Genomic DNA, 19,066 nt, shown 5'->3' on the forward strand with positions numbered 1-19,066 from the left:
TATTTCATCATGCTCAATCAAGCCTAAATATAATGCCTAAACAACCAACCAAACTTAAAAGCAGGGCTGCAGATCCTGTTTCAGCCGATCAGATCATACAATCAAACCCAGTCATCAGCAGGCGCGACATGCTTGGACTGACAGGCGTCGCCGGTCTTACGCTCTTAACCGGTCTTGGGTCAAAAACCTTTGCACAAACTGCAGCAGTACGTCCCCGCATCGCATGCCTTGTCAGCTACTGGGGTGCTCCGAGGTCGCATGCCGACTGGATCATTACCAAACTGCTGGACGGTTACTGGTGGGAGGGAGCACATACCCCCTCGCGGGTAGAGGTTGTCGCTATTTACATCCATCAGCTTCCTGAAAGCGGACTGGGGCAGAAAGTAGCTAAAACCAAAAATATTCCAATCTTCAAAACCGTAGGCGAAGCTGTCACCCTTGGTGGCAAAGAACTCGCCGTGGATGGCGTTGTCATCGTTGCCGAACACGGAGAATATCCTACCAATCTCAAAGGACAGTGGATGTTGCCGCGCTGGTGGATTTACCAGCAGGTAATCCGGGTGTTCGAGCAAAGCAAACGTTCGGTGCCCATCTTTAACGATAAACACCTTTCTTACAACTGGGACGAAGCCAAATGGATGTTCGATAAATCACGGGAGCTCAATTTTCCCTTAACCGGTGGTTCGTCCATACCCGTATTTTACCGCACGCCAGAAATAGAACTCGCTAACGATACCCCAATCAGGGCTTCAATCCTGGTAGGAGATACTGCCGATGAAGGCGCACTTTTCCATTGTGTAGACCTGCTCCAGGCTTTTGTGGAACGCCGCAAAGGAGGGGAAACGGGTGTAAAATCAGTGCAGTGTATCCGCGGGCCGGAAACCTGGGCCTGGGTGGAACGTACCGCATGGGCCGCCAAACTGCTTGAATCTGTCAGGAAGAAATTTGAGTTTACGCCAGGCCACTTTCAGGAGATGGAACGTCCAAACGTCTGTATCATCGAGTATAATGATGGAACGGTGGCAGCAGTAATCTCGGCTAAGAGTGCAGCCTGGACTTACGCGGCCGAAATCGAAAAGCAGGATCAACCTGCGCTGGTCTCCATTCTTGGCTGGCCCGGCCCTTTTGCGCAATATCATGCCTCTAATGCCCAACCGCACTGGATTACCGAAATGATGGTAACCAAAAAGGAACCGTTTAACGCAGAGCGGTTATTGTTGTCGACAGGAATTGTATCTTACAATATGGAGTCGAACTGGGAGAATGGCAAGTATTCTCCTGTGGGGCGCCGCATCAAAACACCTTTTATGAACATTAGCTACCGCCCAACGCGAGGAGCACAATTCAGCAAAGGGCAGCGCCCGCCAAACACACCGTATATAAGGGGCTTCGATACCTAGCCCACACTTCAACTGAACTGATCAATTAATGAACCAAATAATATAATGAACCGCAGAGACCTAATTAAGAGCCTAACCATATTGCCTATAGCAGGAAAATTGTTCCCTGTACAAACCCTTTCCGCCGCCCCTCTTGCCAGATATAGTTTCCCTTTTGCTGAAGATAAACCGATGCCGGCAATACACCGAAATTCATTTGTGATGGACGGACATATCCATGTGATGACCCGCGAATTGCTGATGAAAACGGATATCGGGCAGCGTTATACGGATGGGAGCGTTGATCTCCCGCGCGCCAAAGAAGGCGGTATGGATGCCATGTTCTTTTCGGTTTATACGCCCGACGTGTACTATCCCGGAAGGTTCGAGACCAAAAATACATTCAGGGTGATCAATCTTGCCCTGGACCAGATCAAAAAAAACAATGCCGTGATTGAGCTGGCACTTACGGCCACAGACATCGTCCGCATCAACAAAAAAGGCAAAATTGCCGCTTTCCTTGATCTGGAAGGCGGATTTGACCTTGATGGTGATCTTAATCTGCTCCGTGCAATGCATCAACTGGGATTGAGGTGTATGCAGCTGACTGCCCACAATACAACGAACGCGTTCATAGATGCTTGTAATGATATCAGTTACTGGGGCGGGATCAATGATCTCGGCAAACAGATTATCTCCGAAATGAACACGCTCGGCATGGTGATCAATGTTGCGCATGCCTCCAATGATGCGATCCTGCAAGCCACTGAAGCAAGTAAAGATCCTGTGATCTACAGCCACGGAGGTTTTTTCAATATCGTAAATCACCCCCGTTGTATCAGCGACGAAGCCGCAAAAGCGATTGCTGCAAAAGGTGGTGTGATTGGGATTCAGTTCGGAAGCCTGTTCAATAATCCGAAATACTATGCCTGGCAAAATCCCTCGCCGGCTCCGAAGGTTACTGTGCCAAAAGGTACAAAGCCGGCTTCTTTAGTGCCAAAACCGAATACACAGACGATAGAAGAGGTCGACAAACAGCTGGCGACTGAAGTGCCGCTGAATTTCAGGGGGACTATACCCGATGAATACTGGATGCACATTGATCAGCTGGCTAAAGTGATCGACTATGGGGTGAAACTGGTAGGCGAGGATCACATTGCATTGGGTGCCGATCTGGATGGTGGACCTGAACTGCCACATGAAATGAAAGACATCAGTGATTACCCCCAAATTACAATAGCGATGCAAAAGCTCGGCTATAGTGATACACGGATCAAAAAGATCCTTGGCTTAAACTGGCTGCGTGTAATACGCCAGGTAACGGAGAACAAAGCCTGAATTCAGGATCCCATTGATTCCGCTCTCAGATCTCAGCGGATGAACTGAATGCACAGGCATACAGTTCATCCGCCAGTCATCTGGTCCTTATATCATTTATGCAGGCTGTCATTTATTCTTTACATTAATTTCATCAAGGTTATCAGCAATGTAGAATAATCATTAGCTTTGGTTGCCAAATAATTTATTTCATATTGCCTGACAACTAATAAATGAATAATGACTGCTTATAATTGTCTGAGTGATCTGGAATTGTTGGATTTAGTAAAATCAGACAATGAATCTGCATTCGCAGAAATTTATGAGCGTTATTTTGGTGTCCTTTATCTGCATGCCTATCACAGGCTGCATGACCAGGATGAAGCTAAAGACCTGATACAGGAGCTGTTCACCTATCTCTGGTCTACGCGCCGGGTTCTTGAACCTAAAACTAATTTTTCAAATTACCTTTATACCTGGGTGCGTAACCGCGTTCTTAACGTCATCGCCCATAAGCAGGTGCAGGAAAAATACCTTTCCACACTGCCGCCATTAGACAGCTCTGTAGAATCTTTAACAGATCATCGCCTCCGCGAAAGGCAGCTGGCTGCCATTATTGAACGTGAAGTCGCTTTACTGCCGCCAAAAATGCGCGAGGTATTTATGATGAGCAGGAAAGCTAACCTGAGTTACAAAGATATCGGCGCTCAGTTAAACCTGAGCGAGCAGACTGTCAGGAGCCATGTAAAGAATGCATTGAAAATTTTGAAGGCCAGACTGGGCATTCTTTTCTATCTGTTTATTATTTTCTACAAATAATATTTTTCAGAAATAACATTTTTTTTACCCCCATGAGCCTGAGCCTCCTGTCTATATTATTATAAGACATATACCAGGCTATGCATCATACAAAACTTCAGGAGCTTCTTCAAAAAAATAAGGAGGGTACAATCAGTGAGGAAGAAATGGCCTTGCTGGAAAACTGGTATGCGGGCTGGCATCCCGAAGCCAGGCCTTTGAGTCATGAGGAAATTGAAGCGTCCAAACTTGAAGTATGGCAATCTATACAGCAGGTTAAAAAGCCAGTGATCAGAAGGCAACTTTGGCCGCGCCTGACGGCAGCAATATCCTTATTCCTGTTCTTCTCCCTGCTTACATATTATTTCAGCAGGACCAGTATTCCGCAAAAAGCAGATCAGGCAAAAATAAACGCGCCTGCAAAAATCGATTTCACACCCGGGGGCAATAAAGCCGTGCTCAGCCTTGCCGGTGGCAAACGCATCCTGCTGACAAATGCACGAAATGGCCAGCTGGCGGTACAGGGGGCGGTTAACATTGTGAAAACAGCAGATGGTGAGGTGGTGTACGACCATCAAAATGGCGCTGGACGTACGCAAGATGATATTTATAACACCATGAGCACGCCCAGGGGAGGCCAGTATAATCTTACGCTAGCTGATGGCACAAAGGTATGGCTGAATGCTGCATCATCGATTACCTATCCCGTGGCATTTAGCGGTGCAGAAAGGAAAGTCGCTGTAACCGGAGAGGCCTATTTTGAAGTAGCACACGAAAAATCGAAACCATTTATTGTACAAACAAACAATCAGGAGATCAGGGTACTGGGCACTCATTTCAATGTCAAAGCGTATGACGATGATGCGGGAATCAGCACAACCCTGCTTGCAGGCAGTGTGCAGATCAAAAACCTCAGCTCAGGAAAATCTGAGGTATTAAAACCGGGACAGCAGGCTAAAGTATTTAAGGATCAGCCTCAAATCAGTATCAAGGCTGTCAACGCCGAGGACTTTATTTCCTGGAAAAACGGCTATTTCATTTTTGATAACCAAAGTATAAAAAGTGTGATGAAGATCATGAGCCGCTGGTATGACGTGGATGTGGTATACGATAACCTGAACAGGGAAGACAAGTTCGGCGGTACCTTTTCGAGGGCCTCAAACCTGTCGGAGATCCTGCATAACCTGGAGCAGGTCGGCAAAATCCATTTTAAAATGGAAGCCAGGAAAGTAATTGTAAGGGATTAATCCTTCAACAACTGAAGCTATCAACCAAATATAAATTAACCTAAAAAGAGGAGGCACTATGGGCAGGAATTAGACTTACCCCACAAACTTACCGGTAAAAAACCACAGGCGTTGGAGCGCCCATGGTTCCACAGCGTATGCTGTACGTCAGGTAAATAATTAAAGCTAACCAATAGATTTTCATTAAACCTAACAACCAAATGTATAAAAAAATTACTGAATTACTTTTCAGGAGGGACTCCTGTGTATATTCCAATTTTTTCCTCAAAATGAAACTAACCTTTTTGTTATTGCTTATTGCCATTTTGCAGCTAGAGGCAAAAACCTATGCCCAAAAAATCACGGTTATCGCTGACAAGGCGACTGTAACTGATGTAATTGCACAAATCAGAAAGCAAACAGATTTCGACTTTCTCTACAACAACAGCACACTTAAAGAATCCAGGCCGATTACGGTGGAGGCCAGGAATATGGATTTGACAAAAGTACTTGAACTTTGCTTTAGCGGGCAGCCTTTTGATTACATCATCAGAAACAAGACGATTCTAATCCTTGAAAAAGCCGAACGGAAACCACTGAGAGGCCTTCCCAGGGACACCCGCGTCCAAAAGGTCAGCGGATCTGTCAAAGATTCCGCCACAGGCGAGGGTTTAAAAGGTGTCACCGTTAATGTTGAAGGTACTGGCATCGGCACTTTTACAGATGCACAGGGATCGTTCACGATTAATATACCCGGACCAGCATCTGTACTGGTATTTTCATATATCGGATACGAGCCCCAGAAAGTAACAGCGGGCAGCCAGACCAGCATTGAGGTGAAACTGCTGAAGACGGATACGAAGCTGGACGAAGTAGTGGTGGTAGGTTACGGTACGAGAGCAAAAGGTGCAATCACCGGGGCAATTTCTACGGTTAAGGCCGAAGTCTTTGAGAACAGGCCTGTTACGAATAGTTTCGACGCCCTGCAGGGAACCATACCGGGCTTAACGATCACCAAAGCGAGCGGACAACCCGGAGGGGGCAACTTCGACCTCAAGGTCCGTGGCAATTCATCCATCAATGGTAATTCTCCACTGATACTGATTGACGGCGTTCCCGGCAATATCAACACCATTAATACCAATGATATTGCAGAAGTAACGGTACTGAAAGATGCAGCGGCGGCCATATATGGAGCGAGAGCAGGGGATGGGGTCATCATCGTGACCACAAAACGCGGCAAAAAAGGCCCGCCGGAAGTTACCTATACCAGCAATGTCGGCATCAAAACACCAACCTACCTGAGGAAGATCATGAACACCCTGCAGTATGCGGAATTTGCCGACGAAGGATTAAGGAATGTAGGACTTCCTGGTTTCGCGCCGGAAGTGTTTGAGAAAATCAGGGCGAATGCTGCGCCCGACCTGGGCCAGGGATGGAACTATGGTGTCACCAATTACCCTGGATTTTATGGTTATACCGACTGGAATAAGGCAATCTACAAAAGCTCCTCGCAGCAGATCCATAATGTTGCTATTTCCGGTGGTACTGAGACCAACAATTACCTGGTATCAGTAGGGTACAAGAGGGATAATGGCATTTTAAAATTTGGCGAGAACAAGTCTGATGGATATAACCTGCGCCTCAACTATGATTTTCGACTGAGCAGTAAGCTCGCGATTGAAACGCGCACAAACTTTGATAACACGGCCACAGTGACGCCTACATTGCTGGGCAGTGCCTTAACAAATGTAACCAGGCAATTTCCATATCAGCCAGTATATAATCCTCTGGGACAATTTTATGGCTATCAGGGATATGAAAATCCTGCACAGTACTTAGAGGAGGGAGGCTCAAGAAACAGTAATTTCTCCCGTTTCGGTACCAATTTCAAGGTCGACTATACGGTTATTCCCGGACTTAAACTGACAGGGCAGGCTGCTGTTAGAATAGACTATAATAATGATAAAGAAATTCATCCTACCTTAACCCGGTATAACTATGCCGGCGGCGTACAGGACATCAGAAATACGCCTAACTCAGCTATATACGATAACGGCAAAACGCTCAACAAGCTTTACCAGATTTATCTGGACTACAATAAACAGTTTGGAGCAAAACACCATATCAACTTCACAGGAGGCGCTTCACTGGAACAAACCAATTACGAATTCCAAAGCACAACAGGGTATAATTTCCCGAATAATGAATTGTTTACCCTGAACCTGGCCGACCGCACCAAGGTAGAATACGCAGATTTTACAGGCAATTTGAATGATCAGGCACTGGGATCATACTTTGGACGCTTCAGTTATTCCTTTCAGAACAAGCTGATCGTAGACCTTACCGCACGTGCAGACGGCAGCTCCAAGTTCGCACCTGAAAAACGCTGGAGCGCAGTATTTCCATCGGCGGCGCTGGCCTACAATTTATCCGAAGAAAGTTTCATCAAATCAATGAAGATCTTTGACCTGGTTAAGCTCAGGGTATCTTATGGCAGAATGGGTAACCAGGAAATAGGTGCACTGGGCCTCTATGACTATATTCCCCTGATCAATCAGGTAAAGGACGGCAATGGAAATATTGTCGTTTACCCAATTGGTTCTCCAAATGCCGGGCTTACCGGTGTAAATGCCAATCCTGCCTCCGCAGACCGCACCTGGGAAACGATCATCAACAAAAATATTGGTATAGACCTCGCCATACTGCGGTCAAGGCTCAGTTTTTCATTCGATTACTACAATAAGATCAATAACGACATGCTGGTCAACGTGGCCGTTCCCGCAACTTTCGGTGCAACCCCACCATCCACCAACCAGGGCAAGCTGGTTACAAAAGGCTTTGAAACTTCCATGATCTGGAAAGACCAGATCAATAATTTCAGGTACAGCGTTTCCCTGCAGGTAAGCGACAGCAGAAATAAACTGGTGGAGTTGAAGAACACGGACAACTATCAGGAGGGTTTAAATCAATACCGCCAGGGGTATGCGATCTACTCTTATTTTGGATATGTATATGATGGTATCATCAAAACCCAGGACCAGCTCAATGCCTATAAACAGTTACAGGGTGTTCCTGCGCGAATTTCAATCGGGGATGTCATGTATAAGGATGTTGATGGGGATGGTAAGTTAACTGCCTTTGGAGATAAATCCAAAGGGCTTGCCGGGGATATGGTTTACCTGGGCAACGTTAATCCGCGCTACACCTTTTCGTCAAATATTACCATGGGCTATAAGCAATTTGACCTGCAGGTTTTCTTGCAGGGGGTAGGCAAAAGGGACGTGATCTATGAAGGAAACATCAGGACACCAAATACTTTCTACTGGCCCTCGCTGGCTTATTTTTCCGGCAAGACATACAGCCCGGACCGCCCGGATGCTGAGTTCCCGCGGTACCTCCCGGGGAATTTAGGGTATGATGATGTTTCCAGTTATGATTACCGTTCTTCTACCAAAACCATTCAAAGCGTAGCTTATTTAAGATTCAAGGTCATCACCCTCGGATACAATTTACCCGATGCAGTCGCCAGGGCGATCAGGATGAAATCTGCCCGCATCTATTTGAGCGGACAGGACCTGTTTACCATATCCAAAGGAACACTGGGCGGAAACTTTGATCCCGAAGACGGTTACCGCAACGAAGGGACCTATCCTTTCAACAAAGTTTATTCGATGGGCCTCAGTGTTAAATTTTAATGACCTTAATCATGAAAAGAAAATATTCACACAGAAATATATTAAAACCAGCCGCCCTTGCCCTGATATGCCTGTCGGCGATGGTTTGGACAGGATGTAAAAAGGACCTGAACCTGGTATCAAAGGACACCATCACAGACGCAACATTCTGGAAAACCGGTGCAGATTTTAAACTTGCCGCCAATAATCTGTACAGCGGACTGGACCGGTTTGGCGAAGAGGATACAGAATCCGACATTGCATTCAATACCCCGGACCCTGTGAGCAATGGCAACCTGCAGCCTTCTGAGACTTCGTCTACCTGGACATCCAGTTATAGCAATATCCGGTCGGCCAATAATATTTTAGAAAAAGGTGCCGGAATGACTGATGCTGATATTAAAAAGTATGTGGCGGAAGCAAAATTCTTCAGGGCCTGGTATTACTGGAAATTATTGCGCATCTACGGCGGGGTGCCGCTGATTACCAGGGTGCTCAGCAGTGATGATCCGGACCTGTTTGCAGCAAGGTCGACCCGCACCCAAACGGCTGATCTGATATTGAAAGATCTTGATGAAGCCAAGAATGACCTGCCTGTGCAAGCCGACCTGTCATCGCCTGATATAGGCAGGATCACCCGGGGCGCCGCGCTTGCGCTGGCAGCACGGGTGGCACTGTTTGAAGGTACCTGGCAAAAATCAAGAAGCGGGGCTGATGCCGCGAAATATCTTGATGCTGCTGTTACTGCATCACTGGCGATAATCAACAGCGGCACTTACAGTCTGTATACGGGCAGCGGAGCGCAAAGCTATCGCTACTTATTCCTTGAGGCAGGGGATGATTCCAAAGAATCAATACTCGACAGAAGATACGCCAGGAATATCTTAGGGCATGATGCTCCGTATATGTATGATCAGGATGGCTATAACCCCACCCGTAAAATGGTAGATATGTATCTCGATAAAAACGGCTTGCCGATCAGCTCCCCGGGCAGCGTTTTTCAGGGTTATGCAACCTTTACCTCCGAATTCCAGGACCGCGATCCGCGAATGACGCAGACCATGATCATCCCCGGAACATTAACGAACAGGGTCTTTTTCCCGGTCAGCAAAGTGGCTAACTGGCCTGATGCACCTCAGCGTAACTTTAATACAGGCTATATCCTGTACAAATATATGTCGGAAGACCCGGTGGCCAACAATTCGGGACGCGAAGGCGATAACAGCCTCTTTGATTATGACAGGCACCTGATTCGCTATGCAGAAGTGCTGCTGATCTACGCTGAGGCTATATTTGAAAAGAACGGGTCAATCTCCGATAACGACCTGAATATATCGGTCAACAAACTGCGTGACAGGGTGGCCATGCCTCATATTACCAATGGTTTCGTGGGCGCAAATAATCTGGACATGCGCACTGAGATCAGGCGCGAACGTACAGTGGAACTTACCCTGGAAGGTTTCCGTTATGATGATATCCGGAGATGGAAAACCGCCGAAACGGAATTACCGCAGGATGTAAAAGGTATTAAGATCAGCGGAACGAGCTGGGCTACAAGGGCGCCTTACAATGATCCGAGCTATGCCGGAAAGGTGGATGCAAACGGTTTCCTGATTGCAGAGAGAAGCAGAAAGTTTGATCCGGCGAAAGATTACCTTCAACCTTTACCAACTAAAGAAGTTGCTTTCTACCAGGCTAGTGGGCATACGCTTGAACAAAACCCGGGCTGGTAAGGCTATCTGCCGGGTCGGCCCTGGCCGGCCCGGTATTAAAAAACATATATTAAGATACTTATCCTATTGATGCGATGAAATTAAGACTTTTATTCCCTTGCCTGTCACTTATTACCAGCATGTCTCTGTTCACACTGAGCCTGCAGGCACAGCCTAACACAACCAGTAAAGCGCTCACTTTAATGGGCAACCGTTTCCTTACCTTCAATACCGTCATCCGCGTTAACCAGATCGAAGTCTCCAGAGCGCGTAATGTTGGTGAAGACGAGCGCGCACTGCATACGCCCGCAAGGGTTATTGCCTTCAGAAATGCTGTAGCGGAAGGTTTTCCCGGCGGTAAAATGACCTGGTCGTTTAGCTGGCTGGCATTGAACGATACAAGCGCAGCATACAGAGAGATCAGGAAACTTATTGTTGGCTACCATTATCAGTATGGCGATGAGATTACTTTTATTCCGGGCGCCTACTTCGCCAATGCCTACAATACCACGGAACAGGTCAATAAAGATCTCCATGATGCATTGCAGCTGATCACCAAAATTGTAGGCAAAGGGTACCGGCCGCAGAGCATTGTTGCGGGATTTATGTCGGCCAAAAACCAGCAATACCTCGCCGAAAAAGAGGATATACATGTTTGCCAGGGCAATATCTGGAGCCAGTTCAGTATCGATAATCAGGACGGCGACGGGGCGGTGGTATATCCCTTTTATCCCTCAAAAGAACATTTCTGTAAACCTGCGCAAAACAAAAGTGACTTTATCGACTGTGTAAACCTGGATGGCTGGACAGTAGATTTCCTTGCTGCCAGGAGACAGGGCTTTGCCGGCGGATTTAACAGCCGTATGGGTGTTGGGCCAATAGAGACCTTAGGCAGGTATGGCAATGAAAAAGGCCTCCGGGAAATGATGCATAGCACAGCTATTCATTATGATAAAGGTTTTGAACTCAACGGATTTGGCTGGGTCACCAACTGCTGGGAACTTTCACTGCCTTATGATCCCTCTTTATTAAAAAACTGGCTCCTTGCCATCAGGGAGCGCTGGCCGGAGGTGAAGATGATCAACCAGGGCGAGTTTGGACTCATCTGGCGCGCACAATACAAAAGCAACAGCTTCAATTATCGCTTTGTAGAACGTGGTTCGGGCATAGGAGGCTCGGATGCGAACAATGAGATCAGCTGGTACATGAACAAAGATTTCAGGCTGGCTCTGCTCAGAGACTGGCAGAAAAATACGCCTGCAAAAGTAATTGATTTTACCCGGTATGATGTAAAGGCTTCAGAGCCTACACAAATGACCCGCAAATGGAGCCTCCTGGGGGAAATCAATCAAAAACAATCCCGCCCGCAGGACAAACCTGTTTCCATCGATTCACTTTCTGGTAAATCCCGGGCTGTAATCGCCAAACGCTGCAGCAATTTGATTACGAATGTTCCTGGTTACTGACCAGGAACATTTCCTTAAAACACTTTTATAGCTTATCTTAGAGTGACATGAAAAGTTTAGAGGAGTTTACAGCATCTTTGAGAAATGACAGGCCAGATGATGATCTGTCTGTGCATTTAAAAGCATTATGGTATGACAAAAAAGGGGACTGGCAGCAGGCACATCATCAGGTTGATCATTTGAATGACCTCGCATCTGCACATATCCATGCCTACCTGCACCGCAAGGAAGGCGATATCTGGAATGCAGACTATTGGTACAAGAGGGCACAGCAAAAAAGGCCGGAAATTTCCCCGGACGAAGAGTGGGCACAATTGCTGCGTTTGTTCCTTTAAATTTCGCCCGGATCGCTGCAATTTATACCAGTGGTAAAAATTTGTAGTCAATGGTTATATGTGCTATATTTACCAGACCACATATAAGCACTGATTCATGAAAAGTATACTTAAAAGTTCCTTACTTCTTATTACATTCACCTTTAGTACCGTGATTTCCCTGCGTGCACAGCAAGCTGGCAGCTATGGAAAGTACGTCAATACCCTGATCGGCAGCTACCCACTGACCGATCCAAAAATACTGGGTTATGAACTGCCCAAAGACTGGCGTTCCTGGGCAGGCCTCACCTTTCCCGGAAGCTCAATGCCCAATGCGATGGTACAGCTCAGCCCCATGACGGAATATGGTTCAGGTGCAGGATATGAGTATGAAGATGATATCATCTATGGTTTTACGCATACCAATAAGGGGCACTGGAACCTCTGCAATATCCCCCTGATGCCCGTTTCGGAAGCAGGGATCAGCGAAGCCAAAGCCGCCATAGCCGCATCAAATAATAGCATTGAAGGCCAGGGCCGCAATCCCAGGGATTTTGGTTCTAAATTTTCTCATGCCAGGGAACAGTCTTCGCCCGGCTTTTACCAGGTTTACCTGGACAACTACAAAGTGAAGGTGAGCCTCACTTCAACGCTCCGCTGCGGATTCCACCGCTATGAATTTGCCAGTCCTTCAGGCAGACAGATTATATTTGACCTTGGCCGTGCCAACAACAGGATTGCTGAATGGGAAATCAGCCAGTCGGGAAAAAACGAATTACAGGGAAGCCAGAAAACCGGTGAGCACATCTATTTTTATGCGCTGCTGAATACGGAAATCAAAAGCCTTGAGAAAACCGATGAGGGCAAAGCCGGAGGTTATGCAAGGATCAAACTGGCAGACGGAACAAAGGGCCCGGTAGAAGTGAAAATAGGGATTTCCTTTGTCAGTGCTCAAAATGCGAAAGAAAACCTTGAAAAGGAGATTGGAACTAAATCCTTTGAGCAGATCCATAATGAAGCTACCCAAACCTGGGAGCAGGTGCTTTCAAAAATTCAGCTGAAAGGCGGCACGCCTAAGCAAAAAGAGCTTTTGTATTCCTGCCTATACCGCTCTTTGCTTTGGCCCGCATTGCGCAGTGATGTAAATGGCGAATACACCGATATCAGGATGAAACCCGCAAAGTCGGCTGATTTCAATTATTATACAGAGCCCTCGCTCTGGGATACTTACCGTAATAAAGATGTCCTTTTAGGATTGATCTCTCCCAAAGTTGCACTTGATGTGATCAAATCGATGAAAGACGTGGGCGACAAAACTGGTTTTATCCCTACCTTTTTCCATGGCGACCATGGGGCCTCATCTATCGCCGGTGCTTACCTCCGCGGGATTAACGATTTTGATATCAAAGGTACGTACGCCATTCTGCTGAGAAATGCCAATGTCTCTCCGGGAGCACGTCCGCACCTTGAGGAGTACATCAAAAAGGGATATATCTCAGATCCGGATATCGCTCATCCTGAAGTAGAAACCAAAGCCAGTGCCGGTGTCTCCAAAACACTTGAATATTCTTATGACGATTATTCACTCGCACAACTGGCCAAAAAACTGGGCGATACGGCCAATTACAGGATCCTGATGGCACGCTCCGGCAATTACAAAAATATGTTTGACCCCGGTACGCGCTTTATGCGCGGGAGGCTGGAAAACGGAGACTGGATCAAGCCCTTTGATCCGCAGCAACCCTATTATGAATATATGTACCGCGAAGCGAACGCCTGGCAGGTGTCATTTTTTGCACCGCATGACATGAAAGGACTGATCAAATTATATGGCGGACCGGCGGGATTTGAGTCTAAACTGGATTCGTTGTTTACGCTACCCTGGAACCCTAAACATATTGCCAGGAACGTAGAAACTTTTATCGGACAATATTGCCATGGTAACCAGCCCGACCATGAAGCACCATTTGCCTATACCTTTATTGGAAAGCCAGAGAAAACACAAAAAATTGTAGACAATATCTTAAACAACCTTTATGGTATAGGGGATAAGGGACTGGCCCTTGCCGGAATGGATGATGCGGGCGAAATGTCTGCCTGGTATGTGATGAGTGCCCTCGGACTCTATACCTTTTCTGCCACAGATCCTGAATACCTGGTCACTGCTCCGCTATTTGATGAAGTGAAATGGAAAACCAGTACCGGCAAAACCTTAACGATTACCAAACCCGGAAAGGGCAGAGGAATCACCGCCATACGCGTCAATGGCAAAATCAATACAGGGTATTTTGTTTCACATGATTTGTTTCTCCATGGTGGAGATATCGCCATTACTACAAAATAAGGAATGACGGCAGCCTCTGCCGTTATAGATTAAACCCAGGAAAACGGATTGCCTGATGCAATATGTGTAACAGGCAGTCCCGGTAACCTGGGTTTAAGCCATTCTACAAGATATTCCATACCAGGCTCCTCGCTCACAGCATGTCCAAGTACAATGAGGGCCGTGGTTGATCCGGTTAAATGTGCATCCCTGATGTATTCGGCTGTTTCCCATTCCTGTAACTCACCAACGATCATCACTTCTGGGTTTAAGGATTCAAGGATCTGCATTTGATTTTTTCCACCCCAGGAGCCGGGCATTACAGCTACCCTCGTCAGACTCTGAGAGAGATCACCAATAAAGCGTACTTTTTCAATTCCCAGCTTCTCTTTCAGTTGATCAATCAAACGCTGCAGGGTGACTTTTGGCAGTATAACCAGTTCTTCACGGGATTTAAAATAGGGCAGCCAGTCCATCTTCTTCATAAATCCGTATTGTATACCATCCGGTTTGCAGGCATGCCAGTAATCGTGAAACCGCCATACAGTTATTCCGTGTTTCAACAGCAGGGCCTGTTTTTTCTTCACCAAAATGTTTGCTGTGGTGGTATTCACATCATCTAAATGGTTATAAAATGTAGGCTCATGGGCAATGATAAAATTAGCTTTCAGTTTCACCGCCTCTTCGATAACTTTTATCGTTGTAAACATTGTAGTTACTATGCCCGTTACGGTATTACTTTCGCTACCGCTTTTTAGTGTATCCACCGTTTGCTTAAAAGGCGCACCGGGGATATCCTTCAATATCACCTGCATCACCTCCTGCACGGTGTAAGTTTTTTTGCTTTTGTCAAGGAGTTGCGCTGCGCCCGCAATCAAAGGCGTTTGTAGCATCATAAAAGATCCGATTCCTTTGAAGGTATTGCTGAGAAAATAACGTCTTTTCATTTTGTAGTTCAAATAGGTGATTCTGCACCTAATTTAGTGCAAAATCATCAGGTTTTTGCACTTGTTTAGGTGCAAAATACACATGTTATTGCACCTGGATAAGTGCAAAACTCTATAAATGGAGCATAATAATTACAAGATGTTACCCATTTGATGCAGAAAAAGAATGATTGCAGTGAACCAAAAAATCAGTTCTTCCTGAACGACTGCCTGAATTCCAGCGGAGAAAGGCCGGTTTTGGTCTTAAACAGTTTGCTGAACGACTGCGGGTGCTCAAAGCCAAGGTCATACGCAATCTCACTTACTGACAAGTCCGAGACAGTTAGCTTTTCTTTTGCTTTGTCAAGCAGTTTCTCATGAATATGCTGCTGTGCGGTTTGCCCGGTCAGTACCTTCAGTAACCTGCTCATGTATTTCGGCGAAATATTCAATTGCTCCGCCAGATGGTTAACGGTAGGTAAGCCCTTGGTGAACAGGTCGGCACTGCTAAAATAATCAGACAGCAATTCTTCAATGGTATCCAGCACTTTGTGGTTGGCTTTTTTGCGCGTAATAAACTGCCTGTTGTAAAAACGATCAGAATAACTGAGTAAGGTTTCTATTTGTGAAACAATGATATTCTGGCTGTACGCATCAATATTAGCGTGATATTCATTTCTGATATTTGCCAGGATCCCCTGCATCATGATTTCTTCCTTGTTTGATACAAACAGGGCTTCATTGATAGAGTAATCAAAAAAATCATACTGTTTGATAGACTTTGACAGTGCTGAATTCCATAGGAAATCGGGATGGATCAACATGATCCAGCCCGACCTGTCAGGGGGCTCAACCGGATCTTTTTCGATGCTGAACACTTGTCCCGGTGCAATAAAGAACATCACACCTTCATCAAAATCGTATTCCTGCTGCCCGTATCTGATCATGCCCCCCATATTTCTTTTCAGGGAAATAAAATAAAAATCAAAAACCCAGCTCTGCTGACGGAATTCAGGAAGCATGTGAACAGCTGCATAATCAACTATGCTGATCAGCGGGTGTTCCGGTGCGGGGAGATCACGTGTACGGTGCCATTCACTGATCGTCTTAATTCTCGTGATATTGTTCATCTGAAATCGTCAATAACGTTTAAAAATTATCAGGAAGCAGGGGTAAATTGCTTCCTGATACTTACTTTAATCCTGTGCAATTCAAAAAGGCCCTGCGGGCTCCGGCAATAAAGAGGCTATTCATCTTCTTTGTAGGCAGCGGCAAAGTCTTTCGCAAAATCCGCGAGCTTTACTTTGCCCAGCTCAGGCTTGTTACGGTAATAATCCTCATACAATTCGCCTGTACCCTGGCTGTGCTGCATTTCCACAAAGCCATGTGCAATTTGCGAATTAAAGCCGATACCCAGCCATGTTTCAAGCAATTGCCCGTCTGGTACAACAGACCACTTCAGGTCTGGTTTGCCGATAGCCGCTCCCAATTCCTTTGCTGCTTCATTCGGCGAAAATTCATCGCTGGCAACATAGGTCACTGTCCTGCCTTCAAATGGTGTCCTCATCGCTGCCAGGATCGATTCTGCGATATCCTTTGGTGATGCCCAGGGTTCTTTTTGGTCGCCACCATAGTTAGATATAATCAGACCTTTAGATTTGATAGTCCCGATAAACGACAGCATATTAATGTAAAAGCCTACAGGCCGGATAAATTTGATATTTACATCTTCCGGAAGGCTTCTCAATGCCTGTTCAACATTATAGTGGAAAACCAGGATCCCTGTGCCATGATTGGTATGAGCACCTATGCTGCTGAGATGGATCACATTTTTTACACCGCTTCGCTGAATGGCATTTTTATAATTCCCGCCGATTTCAGTGATTGCAGCTATAAAATCCACGGATTTGTCAAACATGTCTCCAACGGCTTCCATAGTTTCCATTAAATAGACGATATCTGCACCGCTGAATACTTCCGTTAAAAATTCTTCATCCTGCATTTTACCAATCGCGGCCCGGCCGCCCAGTTCCTCAATCGCGGCTGTTCTCGCGTCATTACTGCTGATGACTGTAACCTGATGTCCTTCTCCCGCTAATTCTTTAACAAGCGACTTTCCTATGTTCCCGAGGGAACCTGTTAATACAACTTTCATACTTTTGCTGATTTGTTTGTACAAAAGTCTGGAAGATTGAACAGGGAAATTTAGCCATAAGGAGCGTTGTTGTAGCTAAATGGTGTAATGCGGTCTGGTCTTACCCGGTTAGAGATTTTTATCTTTCAGTGCCTCTGCCAGGTTATGTGTATGGGTGAAATTTCCCTTACGGGACTTATAATCCGACGCTTCAGTATTTATGATATAATCACCTGTTTTAGTGTCGATCATAATTATTCCTTTTGTTCCAACAGAAGTCTGATACCTTCCGACATTTTCAGAATTATCTTGTTTAAAACTAAAAGCAGCAAACAGTAGTGTGGCGGTAAAAAATCCAATCATTAGGGATTTGAGGTCAACTGAATATTTCATAAGATCTAAATTAAAAGGTTAGCGGTAATACTAATATAGGTGTTATAGGTAGAGTCCAAATACACTAAAACGTAAAATCACCATGGGAGGTAATTTGCCTCATGGTGATTTTGGTGGTTGAGAGGGATGCTGTCAGCGATAGTAGTGAATGCCATTCATCATCGCCACGCCACATGTAGTCTCAAAAGCATTGCGTACATCATCGGGTGTGCGGGTTCCCCATATGTTCCACATGAGTCCCTGTGAGTTACGGATCGACCAGGCCTGGGCAGCATTTGCGTCCAGCCATGCACCATAATTCCCTGATGTGCCTGTATTTTTTACAAACAGGCAGGCCCATCGGGCAAAAATGCTTTTCATTCCCTGTGTATCAGGTATGCCATTCTCATCCTTCAGTATCCCGCCAGCAGTGTTGCACATACTGCTGCGTGCATAATCCATGGCCTTTAAGCCCATTGCAAGATAATTTACAGCAGGATAATCAGCGCGCAGCAAATCACAGGCGCCAATAAAGGATCCCTGGGTATAGGAAAGTGCGCCTTCAGTAATGGTTCCTGCTTTGTTAATGGCGCCCTTTACTTCACCTGAACCGGCATCATAGAGTTTTAAAACCATCCAGTCCATAATCAGTTTGGCCTTGGTTTTATACGATGTATCGCCGGTGGCCTGATACAATAACATGGCGCATATGACCGCCGGCGCATTTACACAAGTGTTTTTTGTCTGGTTATCTGTGGTCCACCATAATCCGCCCCCCAGAGATTGCGTATCCCAGGCACGGTTCCACATCATGTTGAAGTTGTTTTTTGCCATATCCAGCATTCCGCCGTCGTTAGTGATCTTGTAAGCCCTGATGCACATCAGTGATCCCCATACAATATCGTCGTTGTAAATATTGTCCGTCCAGAGCAAACCGTAGCCGTCTCTTACCCCGTTGTACAGATAAGAAATCTTGTTTTTCAGATCTGTGCCAGGATTGATATTGTACGCGTCGATCAGCGTTTCAATAGCTTCCTGCTGTGTCCAAAAATCCATGCGCCCGGTATGGTTATCATCTTTCCAATAATATGCTTTGAAAGAACTGCCGTAAGTACCATACTGATTATAAAAGTGATTATTGTAAACTTGCATCGCTACCAGGGCTTCACTTTTACTAGGTACTGTAGGAGCTGCCGTCACGGCGCTATTTGATTTTTCCGTCGCCATTTCCGGCCTCGCATTCAGATCAGCGCTCTTATCCTTTTTACAGCTGATCGTGAGGGCTACAGCCCCCAGTGCCGTGCAGGTCAGCAATTTTTTTGCAGCAGTCATGTATTGGCCAGAGGGGTAGGTTAGCCAATACCAATTTGTATTTTTTCTGTTCATACCTTTAAATATTTAATGATCATATTTGGTCAGCTT

Annotated in this window: 14 protein-coding genes; 9 read left to right on the forward strand and 5 right to left on the reverse strand. The window is 46.0% G+C overall.

The features are described from left to right. Positions 1-32: 32 nt before the first annotated feature. The 9 genes from FN831_RS08910 (at position 33) to FN831_RS08950 (ending at position 14,233) form a co-directional block, all read left to right on the forward strand. Positions 33-1,400, forward strand: a complete 1,368-nt coding sequence (locus FN831_RS08910) for a hypothetical protein (protein ID WP_221931314.1) — start codon at positions 33-35, stop codon at positions 1,398-1,400. A gap of 45 nt (positions 1,401-1,445) precedes the next feature. Then, complete coding sequence (locus tag FN831_RS08915; RefSeq protein ID WP_142527878.1) at positions 1,446-2,717, forward strand: dipeptidase; 1,272 nt, start codon at positions 1,446-1,448, stop codon at positions 2,715-2,717. Positions 2,718-2,936: 219 nt separating this feature from the next. Continuing rightward, positions 2,937-3,515: an RNA polymerase sigma-70 factor gene (locus tag FN831_RS08920; RefSeq protein ID WP_142527879.1), complete on the forward strand. Its 579-nt coding sequence runs from the start codon at positions 2,937-2,939 to the stop codon at positions 3,513-3,515. Positions 3,516-3,595: 80 nt separating this feature from the next. Then, positions 3,596-4,741, forward strand: a complete 1,146-nt coding sequence (locus FN831_RS08925; protein WP_142527880.1) for a FecR family protein — start codon at positions 3,596-3,598, stop codon at positions 4,739-4,741. A 269-nt stretch (positions 4,742-5,010) separates the two neighbouring features. Then, positions 5,011-8,418: a SusC/RagA family TonB-linked outer membrane protein gene (locus FN831_RS08930; RefSeq protein ID WP_185960435.1), complete on the forward strand. Its 3,408-nt coding sequence runs from the start codon at positions 5,011-5,013 to the stop codon at positions 8,416-8,418. 11 nt (positions 8,419-8,429) lie between these two features. Beyond that, complete coding sequence (locus tag FN831_RS08935) at positions 8,430-10,130, forward strand: RagB/SusD family nutrient uptake outer membrane protein (protein WP_185960436.1); 1,701 nt, start codon at positions 8,430-8,432, stop codon at positions 10,128-10,130. Positions 10,131-10,204: 74 nt separating this feature from the next. Then, entirely contained in the window at positions 10,205-11,575 is a 1,371-nt protein-coding gene (locus FN831_RS08940) for a DUF3863 domain-containing protein (RefSeq protein WP_142527883.1), read from the forward strand. Between the two features lie 47 nt (positions 11,576-11,622). After that, complete coding sequence (locus FN831_RS08945) at positions 11,623-11,910, forward strand: hypothetical protein (RefSeq protein ID WP_142527884.1); 288 nt, start codon at positions 11,623-11,625, stop codon at positions 11,908-11,910. A gap of 97 nt (positions 11,911-12,007) precedes the next feature. Continuing rightward, positions 12,008-14,233 carry a GH92 family glycosyl hydrolase gene (locus FN831_RS08950; RefSeq protein ID WP_142527885.1) on the forward strand — a complete coding sequence of 742 codons (2,226 nt, stop codon included), beginning with the start codon at positions 12,008-12,010 and terminating at the stop codon, positions 14,231-14,233. Between the two features lie 29 nt (positions 14,234-14,262). Here FN831_RS08950 and FN831_RS08955 read toward each other — a convergent pair whose 3' ends face one another. The 5 genes from FN831_RS08955 to FN831_RS08975 form a co-directional block, all read right to left on the reverse strand. Then, positions 14,263-15,159 (reverse strand): Nif3-like dinuclear metal center hexameric protein, encoded by an 897-nt coding sequence (locus tag FN831_RS08955; protein WP_221931315.1) that lies wholly within the window; start codon positions 15,157-15,159, stop codon positions 14,263-14,265. Positions 15,160-15,347: 188 nt separating this feature from the next. After that, a complete protein-coding gene (locus FN831_RS08960; protein ID WP_142527886.1) occupies positions 15,348-16,268 on the reverse strand; it encodes a helix-turn-helix domain-containing protein in 921 nt (306 codons plus the stop codon). A 116-nt stretch (positions 16,269-16,384) separates the two neighbouring features. Continuing rightward, positions 16,385-17,293: an SDR family oxidoreductase gene (locus FN831_RS08965; protein WP_142527887.1), complete on the reverse strand. Its 909-nt coding sequence runs from the start codon at positions 17,291-17,293 to the stop codon at positions 16,385-16,387. A 108-nt stretch (positions 17,294-17,401) separates the two neighbouring features. Next, positions 17,402-17,665, reverse strand: coding sequence for a hypothetical protein (locus FN831_RS08970; RefSeq protein ID WP_142527888.1), 264 nt, complete (start codon positions 17,663-17,665; stop codon positions 17,402-17,404). A gap of 132 nt (positions 17,666-17,797) precedes the next feature. Further along, positions 17,798-19,030 (reverse strand): glycoside hydrolase family 76 protein, encoded by a 1,233-nt coding sequence (locus tag FN831_RS08975; protein WP_246101435.1) that lies wholly within the window; start codon positions 19,028-19,030, stop codon positions 17,798-17,800. Between the last annotated feature and the right edge of the window lie 36 nt (positions 19,031-19,066).

This window comes from Pedobacter westerhofensis (assembly GCF_900182595.1).
Classification (GTDB): Bacteria; Bacteroidota; Bacteroidia; order Sphingobacteriales; family Sphingobacteriaceae; genus Pedobacter; species Pedobacter westerhofensis.

Bases quoted from the DNA above. Each gene is read 5' to 3' on its own strand.
- FN831_RS08925 (WP_142527880.1), top strand. From the start codon at position 3,596: ATGCATCATACAAAACTTCAGGAGCTTCTTCAAAAAAATAAGGAGGGT.
- FN831_RS08960 (WP_142527886.1), bottom strand. From the start codon at position 16,268: ATGAACAATATCACGAGAATTAAGACGATCAGTGAATGGCACCGTACA.
- FN831_RS08910 (WP_221931314.1), top strand. From the start codon at position 33: ATGCCTAAACAACCAACCAAACTTAAAAGCAGGGCTGCAGATCCTGTT.
- FN831_RS08945 (WP_142527884.1), top strand. From the start codon at position 11,623: ATGAAAAGTTTAGAGGAGTTTACAGCATCTTTGAGAAATGACAGGCCA.
- FN831_RS08970 (WP_142527888.1), bottom strand. From the start codon at position 17,665: ATGAAATATTCAGTTGACCTCAAATCCCTAATGATTGGATTTTTTACC.
- FN831_RS08940 (WP_142527883.1), top strand. From the start codon at position 10,205: ATGAAATTAAGACTTTTATTCCCTTGCCTGTCACTTATTACCAGCATG.
- FN831_RS08935 (WP_185960436.1), top strand. From the start codon at position 8,430: ATGAAAAGAAAATATTCACACAGAAATATATTAAAACCAGCCGCCCTT.
- FN831_RS08950 (WP_142527885.1), top strand. From the start codon at position 12,008: ATGAAAAGTATACTTAAAAGTTCCTTACTTCTTATTACATTCACCTTT.
- FN831_RS08955 (WP_221931315.1), bottom strand. From the start codon at position 15,159: ATGAAAAGACGTTATTTTCTCAGCAATACCTTCAAAGGAATCGGATCT.
- FN831_RS08965 (WP_142527887.1), bottom strand. From the start codon at position 17,293: ATGAAAGTTGTATTAACAGGTTCCCTCGGGAACATAGGAAAGTCGCTT.
- FN831_RS08920 (WP_142527879.1), top strand. From the start codon at position 2,937: ATGACTGCTTATAATTGTCTGAGTGATCTGGAATTGTTGGATTTAGTA.
- FN831_RS08930 (WP_185960435.1), top strand. From the start codon at position 5,011: ATGAAACTAACCTTTTTGTTATTGCTTATTGCCATTTTGCAGCTAGAG.
- FN831_RS08975 (WP_246101435.1), bottom strand. From the start codon at position 19,030: ATGAACAGAAAAAATACAAATTGGTATTGGCTAACCTACCCCTCTGGC.
- FN831_RS08915 (WP_142527878.1), top strand. From the start codon at position 1,446: ATGAACCGCAGAGACCTAATTAAGAGCCTAACCATATTGCCTATAGCA.